Raw genomic sequence first — 13,091 nt, forward strand, 5'->3', positions numbered from 1 at the left:
ACGTGCACCGACCAGCAACGCCAGCACCAGCATCAGGGCGATAAATCCACCCACGCCGTTCCAGCCGTAGCTGTGCCAGAACACACCGCCCAGCGTACCGGCAATGCTGGAACCCAGATAATAGCTGAACAGATACAGGGAAGAAGCCTGGCCTTTAGCGCGTTTTGCTCGTGGTCCAATCCAACTGCTTGCTACGGAGTGCGCGGCAAAGAACCCGGCTGAAAAGAGTAGCATCCCGGCGAAGATCAGCCATAGCGATGTGAACAGGGTCATTAAAAGTCCAACCAGCATCACGCCTGTTGAAAAGAGCATTACCGGGCCACGGCCATAACGAGTGGTCATAGAACCCGCCTTTGGCGAACTCCATGTCCCGGTCAGATACGCCACAGATAACAAACCTACAACCGCCTGGCTGAGCTCCCACGGGGAGAGCATCAGGCGGTAGCCGATGTAATTAAACAGCGTGACAAACGACCCCATCAACAAAAAACCTTCCGCAAACAGCAGCGGCAAACCTTTGTCGCGCCAGTGCAAGCGGAAGTTGATAAACAACGTTTTCGGGCGCAGCGACGTAGGTCTGAAATGACGGGATTCCGGTAAGATTTTCCAGAACATCAGTGCAGAGGCAAGGGCAAAACAGCCGATCGCCGCCAGCGCGATACGCCAGTTAAAAAAGTCGGTAAACACACCGCTGATCAAGCGACCACTCATACCGCCAATCGAGTTACCGCTGATATACAAGCCCATTGAGAAGGCGACGAAACTGGGATGAATTTCTTCACTCAGATAGGTCATCCCTACCGCCGCGACGCCGCTCAGTGAAAGTCCTATCAGAGCACGCATGATTAAAATACCGTGCCAGCTGGTCATCATCGTTGAAAGCAGCGTACAACAAGAGGCGAGCAGCAGCGCGGTAACCATCACCGGCTTGCGGCCAATAGCATCTGAAAGTGGGCCGGTAAACAGTAACCCTATCGCCAGCATCGCCGTCGAGATGGAAAGCGAGATACTGCTGCTTGCGGGAGAGACCCCAAACTCGTGCGAGAGCACTGGTAGTATGGGTTGTACGCAATAGAGGAGGGCAAAAGTCGCCAGTCCGGCGGAAAACAACGCCAGCGTGACGCGCATAAATGGGGATGTTCCGCGTTTGATAAATCCATCCGGCGGGGTAACTATCTGTTCATCAACATCGCTTGTTGGCGCGGTATCGACAGTTGTTGTACGGCTCACTTGAAATCCTTGCTCATTCAATTACGTCTACAGGACCAGCCTTAAGAGTATGAAAATCACAATATTCTGTCTAATATATTAATAATCTCAAATAATACTTTTAAAATATGAATATCGAACTGCGTCATTTACGTTACTTTGTGGCCGTTGCCGAAGAGTTGCATTTTGGTCGGGCGGCGGCGCGGTTAAACATTTCGCAACCGCCGCTAAGTCAGCAGATCCAGATCCTTGAACAGCAGGTTGGCGCCCGGTTACTTGCCCGAACTAACCGTAGCGTGGCGCTGACCTCTGCCGGAAAGCAGTTTCTGGCGGACAGTCGGCAGATCCTCGGGCTGGTTAATGAAGCCGCCGCCAGGGCTGAGCGTTTGCATCTGGGAGAAGCAGGGGAATTGCGTATCGGCTTTACGTCGTCCGCACCGTTTATCAAAGCGGTTTCAGATACGTTATCTCTGTTTCGCCAAAGCTACCCGGCAGTGCATATGCAAACCCGTGAAATGAACACGCGTGAGCAAATTGCCCCGCTCAATGAAGGAACGCTGGATTTGGGACTTCTGCGTAATACGCAGCTTCCGGAAACGCTGGAGCGTGAAATCATTCTGCATGAACCACTGATGGCGATGATCCCACGCGCGCATCCGTTGGCGCAAAAACCCGTGGTCACGTTGGCCGAGCTGGCGAATGAGCCATTTGTCTTTTTTGACCCCCATGTGGGGACAGGGTTGTATGACGATATTCTGGGCCTGATGCGTCGCTATGGACTGAAGCCGACGATTGCGCAGGAGGTTGGCGAGGCGATGACTATCATCGGGCTGGTGGCCGCAGGATTAGGGGTTTCTATACTTCCTGCTTCTTTTAAACGGGTGCAACTGTATGAAATGTGTTGGATCCCGATAGCGGAAGAAGATGCTGTCTCGGAAATGTGGTTAGTGTGGCCAAAGCATCATGAGCAAAGTCACGCCGCGCAACGTTTTCGCGAGCAGCTTCTGGCGGCCGTTCAGAGCGGTTAATTTAGTTTAAAAATGGGCGAAAATGTGCAGTAAATCACAAGGCTAAGTAAAAAGTTGACGGAAGCCATTGAAGTGCTTCACCATAGCCCGCAGATTATTTCGGAGCGCGAAAATAAAGGGAGTAAGTGGTGGTTGCTGATAGTCAGCCTGGGCATATCGATCAAATTAAGCAGACCAATGCGGGTGCGGTTTATCGCCTGATTGATCAGCTGGGTCCGGTATCGCGTATTGATCTCTCCCGCCTGGCACAATTGGCGCCTGCCAGCATTACCAAAATTGTCCGCGAAATGCTCGAAGCGCATCTGGTGCAAGAGCTGGAAATTAAGGAAGCGGGTAGCCGTGGTCGTCCGGCCGTTGGGCTGGTTGTCGAAACGGAGGCCTGGCACTACTTATCCATTCGTATCAGTCGTGGCGAGATTTTTCTGGCGCTACGCGATCTGAGCAGCAAGCTGGTGGTTGAAGATTGTCTTGAAATGGCGCTGGTCAGCGAAACGCCGTTGCTGGATCGCGTGATAACCCAGGTCGATCAGTTTTTCATCCGCCACCAGCAAAAGCTGGAGCGCTTAACCTCCATCGCCATCACCTTACCCGGCATTATTGATACTGAAAACGGTATCGTTCATCGCATGCCATTTTACGAAGATGTCAAAGAGATGCCGTTGGGCGAAGCGCTTGAGAACCATACCGGCGTGCCGGTGTATATTCAGCACGATATCAGCGCCTGGACGATGGCCGAGGCGCTTTTTGGCGCATCGCGCGGTGCGCGCGACGTCATTCAGGTGGTGATCGATCATAACGTGGGTGCAGGGGTGATCACTGACGGCCATTTGCTGCATGCAGGCAGCAGTAGCCTGGTGGAGATTGGTCATACGCAGGTCGATCCCTACGGTAAACGCTGCTATTGCGGCAACCATGGTTGTCTGGAAACAATCGCCAGCGTCGATAGCGTGCTCGAATTGGCGCAGGTGCGCCTGAAGCAGTCAATGAGTTCTTCTCTACATGGGCAACCGTTAACGGTAGACGCGCTGTGTCTGGCGGCCATGCAGGGTGATTTATTGGCGAAAGATATCATTAGCGGCGTTGGGACCCACGTCGGTCGAATTCTTGCCATCATGGTGAATTTGTTCAACCCGCAAAAGATATTGATTGGCTCTCCGCTCAGTAAAGCGGCAGATATCTTGTTCCCAACCATCGCTGACAGCATTCGTCAGCAGGCGCTTCCGGCTTACAGTCAGCATATAGTCGTTGAAAGTACCCAGTTTACCAATCAGGGGACGATGGCGGGGGCGGCACTCGTGAAGGACGCGATGTATAACGGTTCTTTGTTGATTCGTCTATTACAGGGTTAACATTTTTTAACTGTTGTACGAAAAATTGCGCTATCTCAAGCTGATCCTGGTCGTCATACCTTAGACTTTCTCCACTGTTTTATTTTCCTGACTTATATTTTCAAAGCATAACGGTGGAGTTAGTGATGCTGAAGCGTTTCTTTATTACAGGTACAGACACTTCTGTTGGGAAGACCGTGGTTTCCCGCGCATTACTACAAGCGTTAGCGTCAGGGGGTAAAAGCGTTGCGGGTTACAAACCTGTAGCCAAAGGAAGCAAAGAGACGCCTGAAGGTCTGCGCAACAAAGATGCACTGGTACTGCAAAGTGTGTCATCTATCGAGCTGCCTTATGAGGCGATTAACCCAATTGCGTTGAGCGAAGATGAAAGTAGCGTGGCGCATAGTGGTCCGGTCAATTACACCCTGTTATCCAACGGTCTCGCAAGCCTCAGCGAAAAAGTCGATCACGTTGTCGTGGAAGGCACCGGAGGCTGGCGGAGCTTGATGAACGATCTGCGTCCGTTATCGGAGTGGGTGGTGCAGGAACAACTGCCGGTGCTGATGGTAGTGGGTATCCAGGAAGGCTGTTAATCATGCGATCCTCACCGCGCAGGCGATAGCCAGCGACGGACTGCCGTTGATTGGCTGGGTTGCGAATCGCATTAACCCGGGGCTGGCGCATTATGCGGAAATCATTGATGTGCTGGGTAAAAAATTACCTGCACCGCTGATCGGTGAACTGCCTTATCTGCCTCGTGCAGAGCAGCGTGAGTTGTCGCAGTACATCCGCCTGTCAATGCTCGGCAGCGTGCTGTCGGTAGATAGAGTCGTGGCGTAACGTACGCGACAGTACCGACGCCAGGACACAGGCAATCAGTAATCCGGGGAGCAGGCGATACTCCCCGGTCATTTCACAAACCATCAACGTCGACATTATTGGTGCATGCGTGGTAGCCGCCAGCAGCGTGGCCATCCCCGTTAATCCCAGCAAAATGGCAATTTCATCCGAGCCCGGAAGCCATAATCCCCATACCTGACCCAGCAACATGCCCACCGACAAGCCGACAAACAGCGTTGGCGTAAACACGCCACCTGGCGCACCGGATCCACTGCTGGCAAGCACAGCCAGTAATTTGCAGATAAAAATCCCGCTAACCACGGCCAGCAGCGGTGGTGAAAGTAAATATGACTGCACCACGCTGTAGCCATTACCCCAGACCGTAGGCGTGAGCAATGAAAGCAGGCCAACGATCAACCCGCCAAGCGCCAGTTGCCACGGTGGCGAGAGTTTTAAGCGCAAAAATACATTATGGCTGGCGGTCATCAACCACATGAAGAGCGGTCCGCAGATGCCAGCAGCCAGACCGGTGCTGATAATCATAACGTATTCCAGAACATGTAATTCCCGCGACAGGTGCACGGTATACAGCAGCGCATTGCTGTCGCTAAGCAGATTGGTGGTGAGTAATGCGACTACGGCGGACACCACTACCGGCCCCAGTGAGGCGAGGATCAGTGTGCCAAACAATACTTCGGCAATAAATAAACTGCCCGCCAGCGGGGCATGATAGGCTCCAGCCATACCTGCAGCGGCGCCGCAGGCAATCCATAACTTCCATTCTGTACGCGGGGTAAAGCGTTGAGCAAAGCAGGAGGCCGCCAGGGCCGCCAGTAAAATCATGGCACCTTCACGTCCGATGGCGCTCCCGCTGGCAACGACCAGTAACGATGCCAGCGATTTCACCAGGCTTGCACTGACGTCAAATTGTCCGTCGGTTTGCAGGGCTTCCATATAATCAGTGGGAGCCTGCGGACGTAAACGGTTAAATTTTTGCCAGCCCCACAGTAGTAATCCAGCCGCCAGACCGCCGAGTGCAGGTGTCAGCATACGCCTTAAGGGCGAAAGGTTTGTCGCTGCGTTGACCAGACTTCCCGTGTTGTTGCTCAGAAACAACCATTCGAGAAGCAGCATGGCATGACGAAATCCTGCGACGGCCAGCGCAGCAAGGACGCCAATCAACGCGGCGAACAGCAGGCGGCGGAACATGGCACGCAGGTCAGGGTAAGCATGTAAATGATGCATGAGTGGCCAGACTGGAAAATTCAGACGCTCTATTTTGCGGCTATTAGGTAACAGAAGCAAAAGCTCAGCGTGCGCAACAGGATGCACCACAGGCAGGACAATTCCTGCCTGTGACGAAACTAACGGAACAAAGGCTTATCGGCTACCGGGATCAGTAACTGTGATTGCCACTGTGCCAGCGTCAGGCGCGCCAGCTCACCAAGCGCCTGGTAGAACGGGTGATCGGCTTTTTCGATAAACACATTAAGAAAGCGTGATGACCATGGGAACAGATGCCAGGCCAGCAGTTGCTCGCACTCGGTGTGGCGTTCGTTCTCGGCAAGCCAGGCCGTCAGCAACAGCAGCGAACCAAAGTGATCTTCTGGCTCATTTTGCTGCATGGCAAACTGGATGCCGTTGTCCCGCATCCACTGGCGTAATGCCAGCGTGGAGTCGCCAAACAACACGTTTTCACGATCCAGCCAGACGGAACCCCATGGCGGAGAAGGGAGCGCATAAGGTCCAACAAACAGACGTTGCCAGGCTTGCGGGAGAGACTCATCGGCCTCAGCCTGAAACTGATCGACTAACGACGAAAGCGTTGTTTTTTCAAGCGGCCACTGCGACTGCCAGCCATCGGTTCTTAACGCACTGACCAGTGCCGAAGCTACTGCACTGTCTGGGGCATAGTAAAATAGCGCGCCGAGCACGCGCGCTGCGGTAGAAAAGTTGTCACGTTGTGAAAAATGGGTCATGCAAACAATCCTGAACAGTGCGGGTTGCCCCGCACCCGAAAGTTAACCTGCGACAGCCATTCCGACTGTCATATGTAAACCGTAAAACAAACCGCGGCCAATGATTTCACCGACAAGCACCAGAATTAACCCGAGCGCCAACCCGCCAACGGACGGTCCTTTGCGACGGATCAACGGACATATCCAGCAACCCAGACCCGCGGCCAGCAGCAGGACTCGCCAGACCTGTAAACTGCCGTAGTCGGGAACCAGCGCGCTGGCGGATTGTACCGAACTGTGGATCTCGCCGAGCGACAGTCCCTGCAGCACAATAACGGCCACCGTAACCAGCAGAGCCAATACGCTGATACCGGCGTATCTGGCGGCGTTAAAAGAAACACCTGCAGCACGCAGCAGCAGAGCGGCAAATAGCGGTCCACTGAGCAGCATCGTCATGAAAAACGCCAGTGTAGTATAACCGTTATACCAGGTTGGGACGGTGTCTATCTGGTAGACGTTGGTCATCGCAAAGACAAATACCAGGCCCAGCAACATGCTCAACAGCATCCAGATTTTACCTAACGCTGCGGGCATTTTACCGAGAAACGCCACCAGCCACCACAGGCCACCGACGGCGAAAAACAGCGAACCGCTGGCGATTTCGTTACTTAGCGCCGATGCGCCAATTCTGTTCAGCGAGTTAAACGCGCGCAGCGGCGAACCTAAATGCATAACCGAGGCGAGAAAGGCGATGCCCATTACCAGCCAGAGAAAAAACATACTGCGAACGATACGTTGTTTTACCAGCTCGTCTTTAGCGGTCAGCCAGCCGTAACCACTGACGATCAGCGCCCCGGCTACGCACTGGCCCAGCACCGTAAACAGTACCAGCGGCCATTCATGCCATCCATTTCCCATTTTACACCTCCTTTGGATTAGCCAGAAAACCCGTGGTATCCCCGGTCGGGCGGCAATTGGCGTTTGGTTTGATCACAATATTTGGTTTGGTGAAGTGCGCACCCGGCAGCGGGGCGACGGCAGCCAGTTCACCATGTTTTTTGCGCAGTTCGTCGATGGGGCCAAAATCCAGCGCACGCAGCGGACAGGACTGGACGCAGATGGGCTTTTTGCCGTCTGCAACACGATCATGGCAGCCATCACACTTGGTCATATGTCCTTTTGCAGCATTGTACTGTGGCGCACCGTACGGGCAGGCCATATGACAGTAGCGACAGCCAATGCACACGTCTTCATCGACCACCACAAAACCATCCTCACGCTTATGCATCGCACCACTTGGACAAACCTTGGTGCAGGCCGGATCCTCGCAGTGGTTACAGGAGATTGAAAGATAGTAGGCAAAAACGTTCTGGTGCCAGACGCCGTTGTCTTCCTGCCAGTCACCACCTGCGTATTCGTAAATCCGCCGGAAACTGACGTCAGGAGTGAGGTCTTTGTAGTCTTTGCAGGCCAGTTCGCAGGTTTTGCACCCGGTGCAACGACTGGAATCAATAAAAAATCCATACTGAGTTGTCATGGGTTAGTCCTTAAACCTTCTCGATCTCGACCAGATTAGTGTGCTGTGGGTTGCCTTTTGCCAGCGGTGAAGGGCGCTGTGTTGTCAGCGTATTGACGCAGGCGCCATGGTCAATTTTGTCGCCGGCCATATCCGCATCATGCCATGCACCCTGGCCCATTGCGCTGACGCCAGGCAGGATCCGTGGCGTCACTTTGGCCGGAATACGTACTTCCCCGCGGTCGTTAAAGACCCGCACCATATCGCCATTTGCAATACCACGTTTTTGGGCATCGACGGGATTGATCCACACTTCCTGACGACAGGACGCCTGCAGAACATCGATATTGCCGTAGCTGGAGTGCGTACGGGATTTGTAATGGAAGCCAAACAACTGCAGCGGAAATGCGCTGCGTTTGGGATCGTCCCACCCTTCAAACGTGGAGGCGTAGACGGGAAGTGGGCTAATTACTTCATCCTTCTGCAACTCCCATGTGTTGGCAATTTTCGCCAGCCGGCTGGAGTAAATTTCAATCTTTCCAGACGGTGTTTTGAGCGGATTGGCCTGCGGATCGTCGCGGAATTTTTTATAAGCGACAAAATGCCCGTTAGGATCTTTGCGTTTATAGATCCCCATTTTTTTCAGCTCGTCATAAGAAGGGAGCGCGGGGTCCTTGGCCAGCATTTTTGCATACAGATACTGGAGCCACTGTTCCTGAGTACGGCCTTCCGTAAACCGTTGATAGATATCATTGCCAAGGCGTTTGGCGACTTCGCTCATTATCCAGTAGATCGGTTTGCGTTCGAACTTCGGTGACGTCGCGGGTTGAATAAAAATGAGGTATCCCATGTTGCCCGCATAGTCGTTAGGAATGATGTCTTCCTGTTCGACGGTCATTAGGTCCGGCAGCAGGATATCGGCGTATTTCGCCGAAGATGTCATGAAATTTTCGATGACCACTATCATTTCGCATTTCGTATCATCCTGAAGGATCTCATGCGTTTTATTGATATCTGAGTGCTGATTAGTAATGGTGTTGCCCGCGTAGTTCCAGATAAATTTAATCGGTACATCGAGCTTATCTTTCCCGCGCACGCCATCGCGGGTTGCGGTCATTTCCGGACCACGGGCGATGGCGTCGGTCCAGCTAAAGCAGGATATCTGGGTCTTGATGGGATTATCCGGCAGCGGCATGCGTTCAATCGTGATGGTGTAGGTTGATTCTCGTGCACCGCTATTGCCGCCGTTGATGCCAACGTTGCCAGTCAGGATTGGCAGCATGGCGATCGCGCGCGAAGTCAGTTCGCCGTTAGCCTGACGTTGTGGACCCCAACCCTGACAAATATACGCCGGTTTTGTACTACCGATTTCTCGTGCCAGTTTAATGATGCGCTCGGCCGGGATCCCTGTAACATGCGAGGCCCATTGGGGCGTTTTAGCGACACCGTCATCGCCATTGCCAAGTATATAGGCCTTGTAATGTCCGTTAGCGGGGGCGTCAGCGGGTAGGGTTTTCTCGTCATAACCGACGCAATATGTGTCAAGGAATGCCTGGTCGACGAGATCTTCGTTAATCAGGACCCAGGCGATTCCCGCCACCAGTGCGGCATCGGTTCCCGGACGGATAGGGATCCACTCATCTTCACGACCCGCAGCGGTATCGGTATAACGCGGGTCGATGACGATCATGCGGGCGTTAGAACGCTCGCGGGCCTGCTCAAGGAAGTATGTTATGCCACCGCCGCTCATGCGCGTTTCGGCAGGGTTATTGCCGAACATCACCACCAGCTTCGTGTTTTCAATGTCGGAGGTACTGTTGCCGTCATTTGAGCCGTAGGTGTAAGGCATTGCCGCCGCGATTTGTGCGGTACTGTATGTGCCGTAATGGCTCAGAAATCCGCCATAGCAGTTCATCAATCGAGCGACCAGCGAGGCATAAGGGGAGGAGCGAGTAATATTGCCGCCGACAATGCCAGAGGTGTAGTTGATGTACACGGCCTCATTACCGTATTTTTGTACGGTATTTTTTAAACTGGTGCTGATGGTATCCAGCGCTTCCTGCCAGGTTATGCGTTCGAATTTACCCTCACCGCGTTTGCCCACGCGCTTCATAGGATAATTGAGGCGATCCGGATGATTGATCCGTCGACGGATTGAGCGTCCACGTAAACAGGCACGCACCTGGTGCTGACCATAAATATCGTCTCCGGTCGTATCAGACTCTACCCATACGACCTCGTCATCTTTGACGTGGAGTTGCAGGGCACAACGACTGCCGCAGTTCACGGAACAAGCGCCCCAAACCACTTTCTCTTCAGCCGGTTGTATCGCCTGTTGTACCGCAGCAGCTGCGGTGCGCATCCCAAAAGGTAACGATAACCCGCCAGCGGCAAGCGCCAACGAACCTATAGCCGAGGATTTCACTAACATCCTGCGGCTAATGCCTCCATATTGCTCAGTATCAGACATAACTCACTCCATTATAGTTATCGCTATATATTAATCTCTATAGCGAAATTAATAGCATGCTAATAATAGAGTGAGTTTACCCATTTATGAGTATGGCATCTTAATGCATATCAAACTGGAGTAACCCTCCGCGTACGGAGGGTATGATTTATTGCGGTTCGGCGACGTGCCCGTCCTGTGCAGGCGAGCTGTTGGCAGGGGCGTTTCCACTGTTAGTCCGGGTGTAGAGAATTTTGTGCGTATCGTTTGCACAATGTCCTACCACCAGTGAATCAGGTTGATCGGCCTGATCGTTGGGGACAATGTTCAGCGTAAAACTGGACTCTGCGACGCCATTATTGATGATGCGCTGCTCGATATCGCTTTTCACGCGTTCACATGACGCAGGTGCGGCCAGAACCTGTGGGGATGCAACTGCCAGTAAGATCGCGGCAATTCCTGTTACGTATTTCATCATCAGCTCCTTTATGATCGACATAGACTAAGATTAGCATTTCTGGTGTAAATAACTGTATTTGCTAATATGATTGAGAATTATCTTCTTATCCCGGTGAAAAATGTGAAGAAACAGACCCTGTTAGGTTTCCTGTGTGTCGTGCTGGTCGGGTGTGATAACGCCAAAGGGCTGGTTTCCTTTACGCCGGAAATGGCCAGTTTTTCCAATGAGTTTGATTTCGATCCGCTGCGCGGGCCGGTGAAAGATTTCAGTCAAACGCTGCTCAACGACAAAGGTGAGGTCACCAAGCGCGTCGCTGGTACCCTGTCACAGGAAGGGTGTTTCGATACACTTGAACTGCACGATATCGAAAACAATACCGGTATGGCGCTGGTCCTGGATGCTAACTACTATCGGGATGCCGAAACGCTGGAAAAACGGATCCGTTTACAGGGCAAATGCCAACTGGCGGAACTGCCTGCTGCAGGTGTGGTGTGGGATACCGACGATAACGGTTTTGTCGTTTCCGCCACGGGGAAAGAGATGAAGGTGCAGTATCGATATGATGCCGAAGGCTACCCGCTGGGCAAAACAACCGTCAGTAAGGACAGTACTTTGCAGGTTGATGCTAAACCGTCGGTTGACCCATTGAAGAAGTTAGATTACACCGCGGTGAGCATGCTCAACAATCATCCGTTAGGCAATGTCAAACAAACGTGCAAATACGATGAATACGCAAATCCGATCAACTGCCAGCTTGTTATCGTTGATGAGAGCGTGAAGCCGGCAGTTGAACATCATTACTCGATTGAAAACACAATCGATTACTACTAGTCGTGTTTACTGAGCGGTAGGCGGCAGCAGATTAGGGCCTGCCGTTTTGTGCTCTGCCAGATACTGCTGCTGGAAGATACACATACGAATCGTGTTGCGGTATTGGCCGTTGATAAAGAACTCATGGATCAGCTCGCCTTCCACCATAAAACCGAGTTTACGGTAGATGTGGATAGCCTTTTCGTTCTCTTTATCGACGATCAGATACAACTTATAGAGGTTGAGTACGGTAAAGCCATAGTCCATTGCCAGCTTTGCTGCCCGTGAGGCCAGACCCTTCCCCTGATATTCCGGCGAAATAATAATCTGGAATTCGGCCCGGCGGTGTACATGGTTAATTTCAACCAATTCCACCAGCCCGGCTTTTTCACCGTCGCACTCCACCACGAAGCGGCGTTCGCTTTGGTCGTGGATGTGTTTGTCATACAGGTCTGACAGCTCAACAAACGCTTCGTAAGGCTCTTCGAACCAGTAGCGCATTACGCTGGCATTATTATCAAGCTGATGGACGAATCGTAAATCTTCACGCTCCAGCGGGCGCAACTTAACACTGAGGGCGCTAGTCATATCGTATCCTTTCAATATCCTTCAAAGTACAATGATTATGGGGCAACGGAGCGGCCAGTTCGGCGGTCGAGGCAGCGCAGGGTGTTAGGTTCCCAGTACGCATTAATATTAGCGCTTTGCTCGCACTTATCACGGCTATCAAAGGCCGTATCGGCTTTGTCCCACTCTTTCTCTGCACGTTTATTGACTTTCTGGCGAAGCTGACGCGTATCGTTCCATTGTTCCTTTTCCATTGCGGCTTGTTGACGACTTTGCGCACTGTCTCCGGATTCAATGACCAGTTTACTGGTTTCAGCAAATGCGGAAGAGGTGTACACAGCCGCAGCCAGCGTCAGCATAGCCGTCAGGCACAGGCGTTTGGTCAGTGTAATTTTCATGGTGAATTCCTTTTATGGGAAAGGGTAAAAACGATAAAACAGGGTTAAATTCTACACTATTCCAGTTTGCGGGCATACCCACCCGGTGGATATGGATACGCTAACGAGATTCTGTCGTATCATGGTTAAACCGAAGGTAACTGAATAACATCAATGCTTAAGACCACATTTCTTTTTTTCATCACCGCGTTATGCGAAATTATTGGCTGCTTTTTACCCTGGCTTTGGCTTAAGCGAGGAGCTACAGCCTGGTTGCTGATACCCGCCGGGGTGTCACTGGCTTTATTCGTCTGGTTGCTGACACTGCATCCGGCAGCCAGCGGGCGTGTATACGCAGCCTATGGCGGTGTTTACGTGGTGACCGCGCTGCTATGGCTACGTATTGTCGATGGTGTAAAACTCAGTTTATATGACTGGTCTGGCGCGCTGGTGGCGTTGTGCGGCATGCTGATCATTGTGGCTGGATGGGGGCGCGCATAGCGCCTTTTTTGTGATCAAACAGCGCTTTTTTGATCTTTATACTTGTAT

At 52.3% G+C, this 13,091-nt stretch carries 13 protein-coding genes and 1 pseudogene; 5 read left to right on the forward strand and 9 right to left on the reverse strand.

Annotation, left to right across the window (positions count from 1 at the left end):
* Positions 1-1,230, reverse strand: a 1,230-nt coding sequence (locus FDW94_RS16125; protein WP_137378030.1) for an MFS transporter, incomplete at its 3' end; no start/stop codon positions are given.
* Between the two features lie 107 nt (positions 1,231-1,337).
* On the opposite strand from FDW94_RS16125, the gene FDW94_RS16130 reads away from it, so the two are divergent.
* The 3 genes and pseudogenes from FDW94_RS16130 (at position 1,338) to bioD (ending at position 4,405) form a co-directional block, all read left to right on the forward strand.
* Positions 1,338-2,237, forward strand: a complete 900-nt coding sequence (locus tag FDW94_RS16130) for a LysR family transcriptional regulator (RefSeq protein WP_032943386.1) — start codon at positions 1,338-1,340, stop codon at positions 2,235-2,237.
* 128 nt (positions 2,238-2,365) lie between these two features.
* Entirely contained in the window at positions 2,366-3,586 is a 1,221-nt protein-coding gene (gene mlc, locus FDW94_RS16135; protein ID WP_003832888.1) for a sugar metabolism global transcriptional regulator Mlc, read from the forward strand.
* Positions 3,587-3,711: 125 nt separating this feature from the next.
* A pseudogene (gene bioD / locus FDW94_RS16140) lies at positions 3,712-4,405 on the forward strand (dethiobiotin synthase).
* Here bioD and clcB read toward each other — a convergent pair.
* The 6 genes from clcB to FDW94_RS16170 form a co-directional block, all read right to left on the reverse strand.
* Positions 4,361-5,650, reverse strand: a complete 1,290-nt coding sequence (clcB, locus tag FDW94_RS16145) for a voltage-gated ClC-type chloride channel ClcB (protein ID WP_137377883.1) — start codon at positions 5,648-5,650, stop codon at positions 4,361-4,363. The pseudogene bioD and the gene clcB sit on opposite strands and share 45 nt — an antisense overlap.
* A 119-nt stretch (positions 5,651-5,769) precedes the next feature.
* The gene (gene dmsD / locus FDW94_RS16150) at positions 5,770-6,384 is read right to left on the reverse strand and encodes a Tat proofreading chaperone DmsD (RefSeq protein ID WP_137377884.1); all 615 of its coding nucleotides are present in this window, start codon (positions 6,382-6,384) and stop codon (positions 5,770-5,772) included.
* Positions 6,385-6,426: 42 nt separating this feature from the next.
* Positions 6,427-7,281 carry a dimethyl sulfoxide reductase anchor subunit family protein gene (locus tag FDW94_RS16155; RefSeq protein ID WP_057068699.1) on the reverse strand — a complete coding sequence of 285 codons (855 nt, stop codon included), beginning with the start codon at positions 7,279-7,281 and terminating at the stop codon, positions 6,427-6,429.
* 1 nt (position 7,282) lies between these two features.
* Complete coding sequence (dmsB, locus tag FDW94_RS16160) at positions 7,283-7,900, reverse strand: dimethylsulfoxide reductase iron-sulfur subunit DmsB (protein WP_137377885.1); 618 nt, start codon at positions 7,898-7,900, stop codon at positions 7,283-7,285.
* 10 nt (positions 7,901-7,910) lie between these two features.
* The gene (ynfE, locus tag FDW94_RS16165; protein WP_071446475.1) at positions 7,911-10,349 is read right to left on the reverse strand and encodes a selenate/tellurate reductase subunit YnfE; all 2,439 of its coding nucleotides are present in this window, start codon (positions 10,347-10,349) and stop codon (positions 7,911-7,913) included.
* Positions 10,350-10,497: 148 nt separating this feature from the next.
* Positions 10,498-10,806 (reverse strand): DUF1161 domain-containing protein, encoded by a 309-nt coding sequence (locus FDW94_RS16170; protein ID WP_008784729.1) that lies wholly within the window; start codon positions 10,804-10,806, stop codon positions 10,498-10,500.
* 102 nt (positions 10,807-10,908) lie between these two features.
* Between FDW94_RS16170 and FDW94_RS16175 the strand changes: the two genes are divergently transcribed.
* Complete coding sequence (locus tag FDW94_RS16175) at positions 10,909-11,619, forward strand: YnfC family lipoprotein (protein WP_081003631.1); 711 nt, start codon at positions 10,909-10,911, stop codon at positions 11,617-11,619.
* 6 nt (positions 11,620-11,625) lie between these two features.
* On the opposite strand, the gene speG is transcribed toward FDW94_RS16175, so the two are convergent.
* A complete protein-coding gene (gene speG / locus FDW94_RS16180; RefSeq protein ID WP_008784731.1) occupies positions 11,626-12,186 on the reverse strand; it encodes a spermidine N1-acetyltransferase in 561 nt (186 codons plus the stop codon).
* Positions 12,187-12,221: 35 nt separating this feature from the next.
* Positions 12,222-12,563, reverse strand: a complete 342-nt coding sequence (locus tag FDW94_RS16185) for a DUF1283 family protein (RefSeq protein ID WP_008784732.1) — start codon at positions 12,561-12,563, stop codon at positions 12,222-12,224.
* Between the two features lie 153 nt (positions 12,564-12,716).
* Here FDW94_RS16185 and FDW94_RS16190 point away from each other — a divergent pair, with 153 nt between their 5' ends.
* Positions 12,717-13,043: a YnfA family protein gene (locus FDW94_RS16190; RefSeq protein ID WP_008784733.1), complete on the forward strand. Its 327-nt coding sequence runs from the start codon at positions 12,717-12,719 to the stop codon at positions 13,041-13,043.
* Positions 13,044-13,091: the final 48 nt, after the last annotated feature.

Origin of the sequence: Citrobacter sp. wls757 (assembly GCF_005280935.1) — a bacterium.
GTDB lineage: Bacteria > Pseudomonadota > Gammaproteobacteria > Enterobacterales > Enterobacteriaceae > Citrobacter > Citrobacter portucalensis.

Coding starts and splice junctions, on each gene's coding strand:
- FDW94_RS16185 (WP_008784732.1), bottom strand. CDS start 12,563: ATGAAAATTACACTGACCAAACGCCTGTGCCTGACGGCTATGCTGACG.
- FDW94_RS16155 (WP_057068699.1), bottom strand. CDS start 7,281: ATGGGAAATGGATGGCATGAATGGCCGCTGGTACTGTTTACGGTGCTG.
- FDW94_RS16170 (WP_008784729.1), bottom strand. CDS start 10,806: ATGATGAAATACGTAACAGGAATTGCCGCGATCTTACTGGCAGTTGCA.
- FDW94_RS16130 (WP_032943386.1), top strand. CDS start 1,338: ATGAATATCGAACTGCGTCATTTACGTTACTTTGTGGCCGTTGCCGAA.
- ynfE (WP_071446475.1), bottom strand. CDS start 10,349: ATGTCTGATACTGAGCAATATGGAGGCATTAGCCGCAGGATGTTAGTG.
- dmsD (WP_137377884.1), bottom strand. CDS start 6,384: ATGACCCATTTTTCACAACGTGACAACTTTTCTACCGCAGCGCGCGTG.
- dmsB (WP_137377885.1), bottom strand. CDS start 7,900: ATGACAACTCAGTATGGATTTTTTATTGATTCCAGTCGTTGCACCGGG.
- FDW94_RS16190 (WP_008784733.1), top strand. CDS start 12,717: ATGCTTAAGACCACATTTCTTTTTTTCATCACCGCGTTATGCGAAATT.
- clcB (WP_137377883.1), bottom strand. CDS start 5,650: ATGCATCATTTACATGCTTACCCTGACCTGCGTGCCATGTTCCGCCGC.
- speG (WP_008784731.1), bottom strand. CDS start 12,186: ATGACTAGCGCCCTCAGTGTTAAGTTGCGCCCGCTGGAGCGTGAAGAT.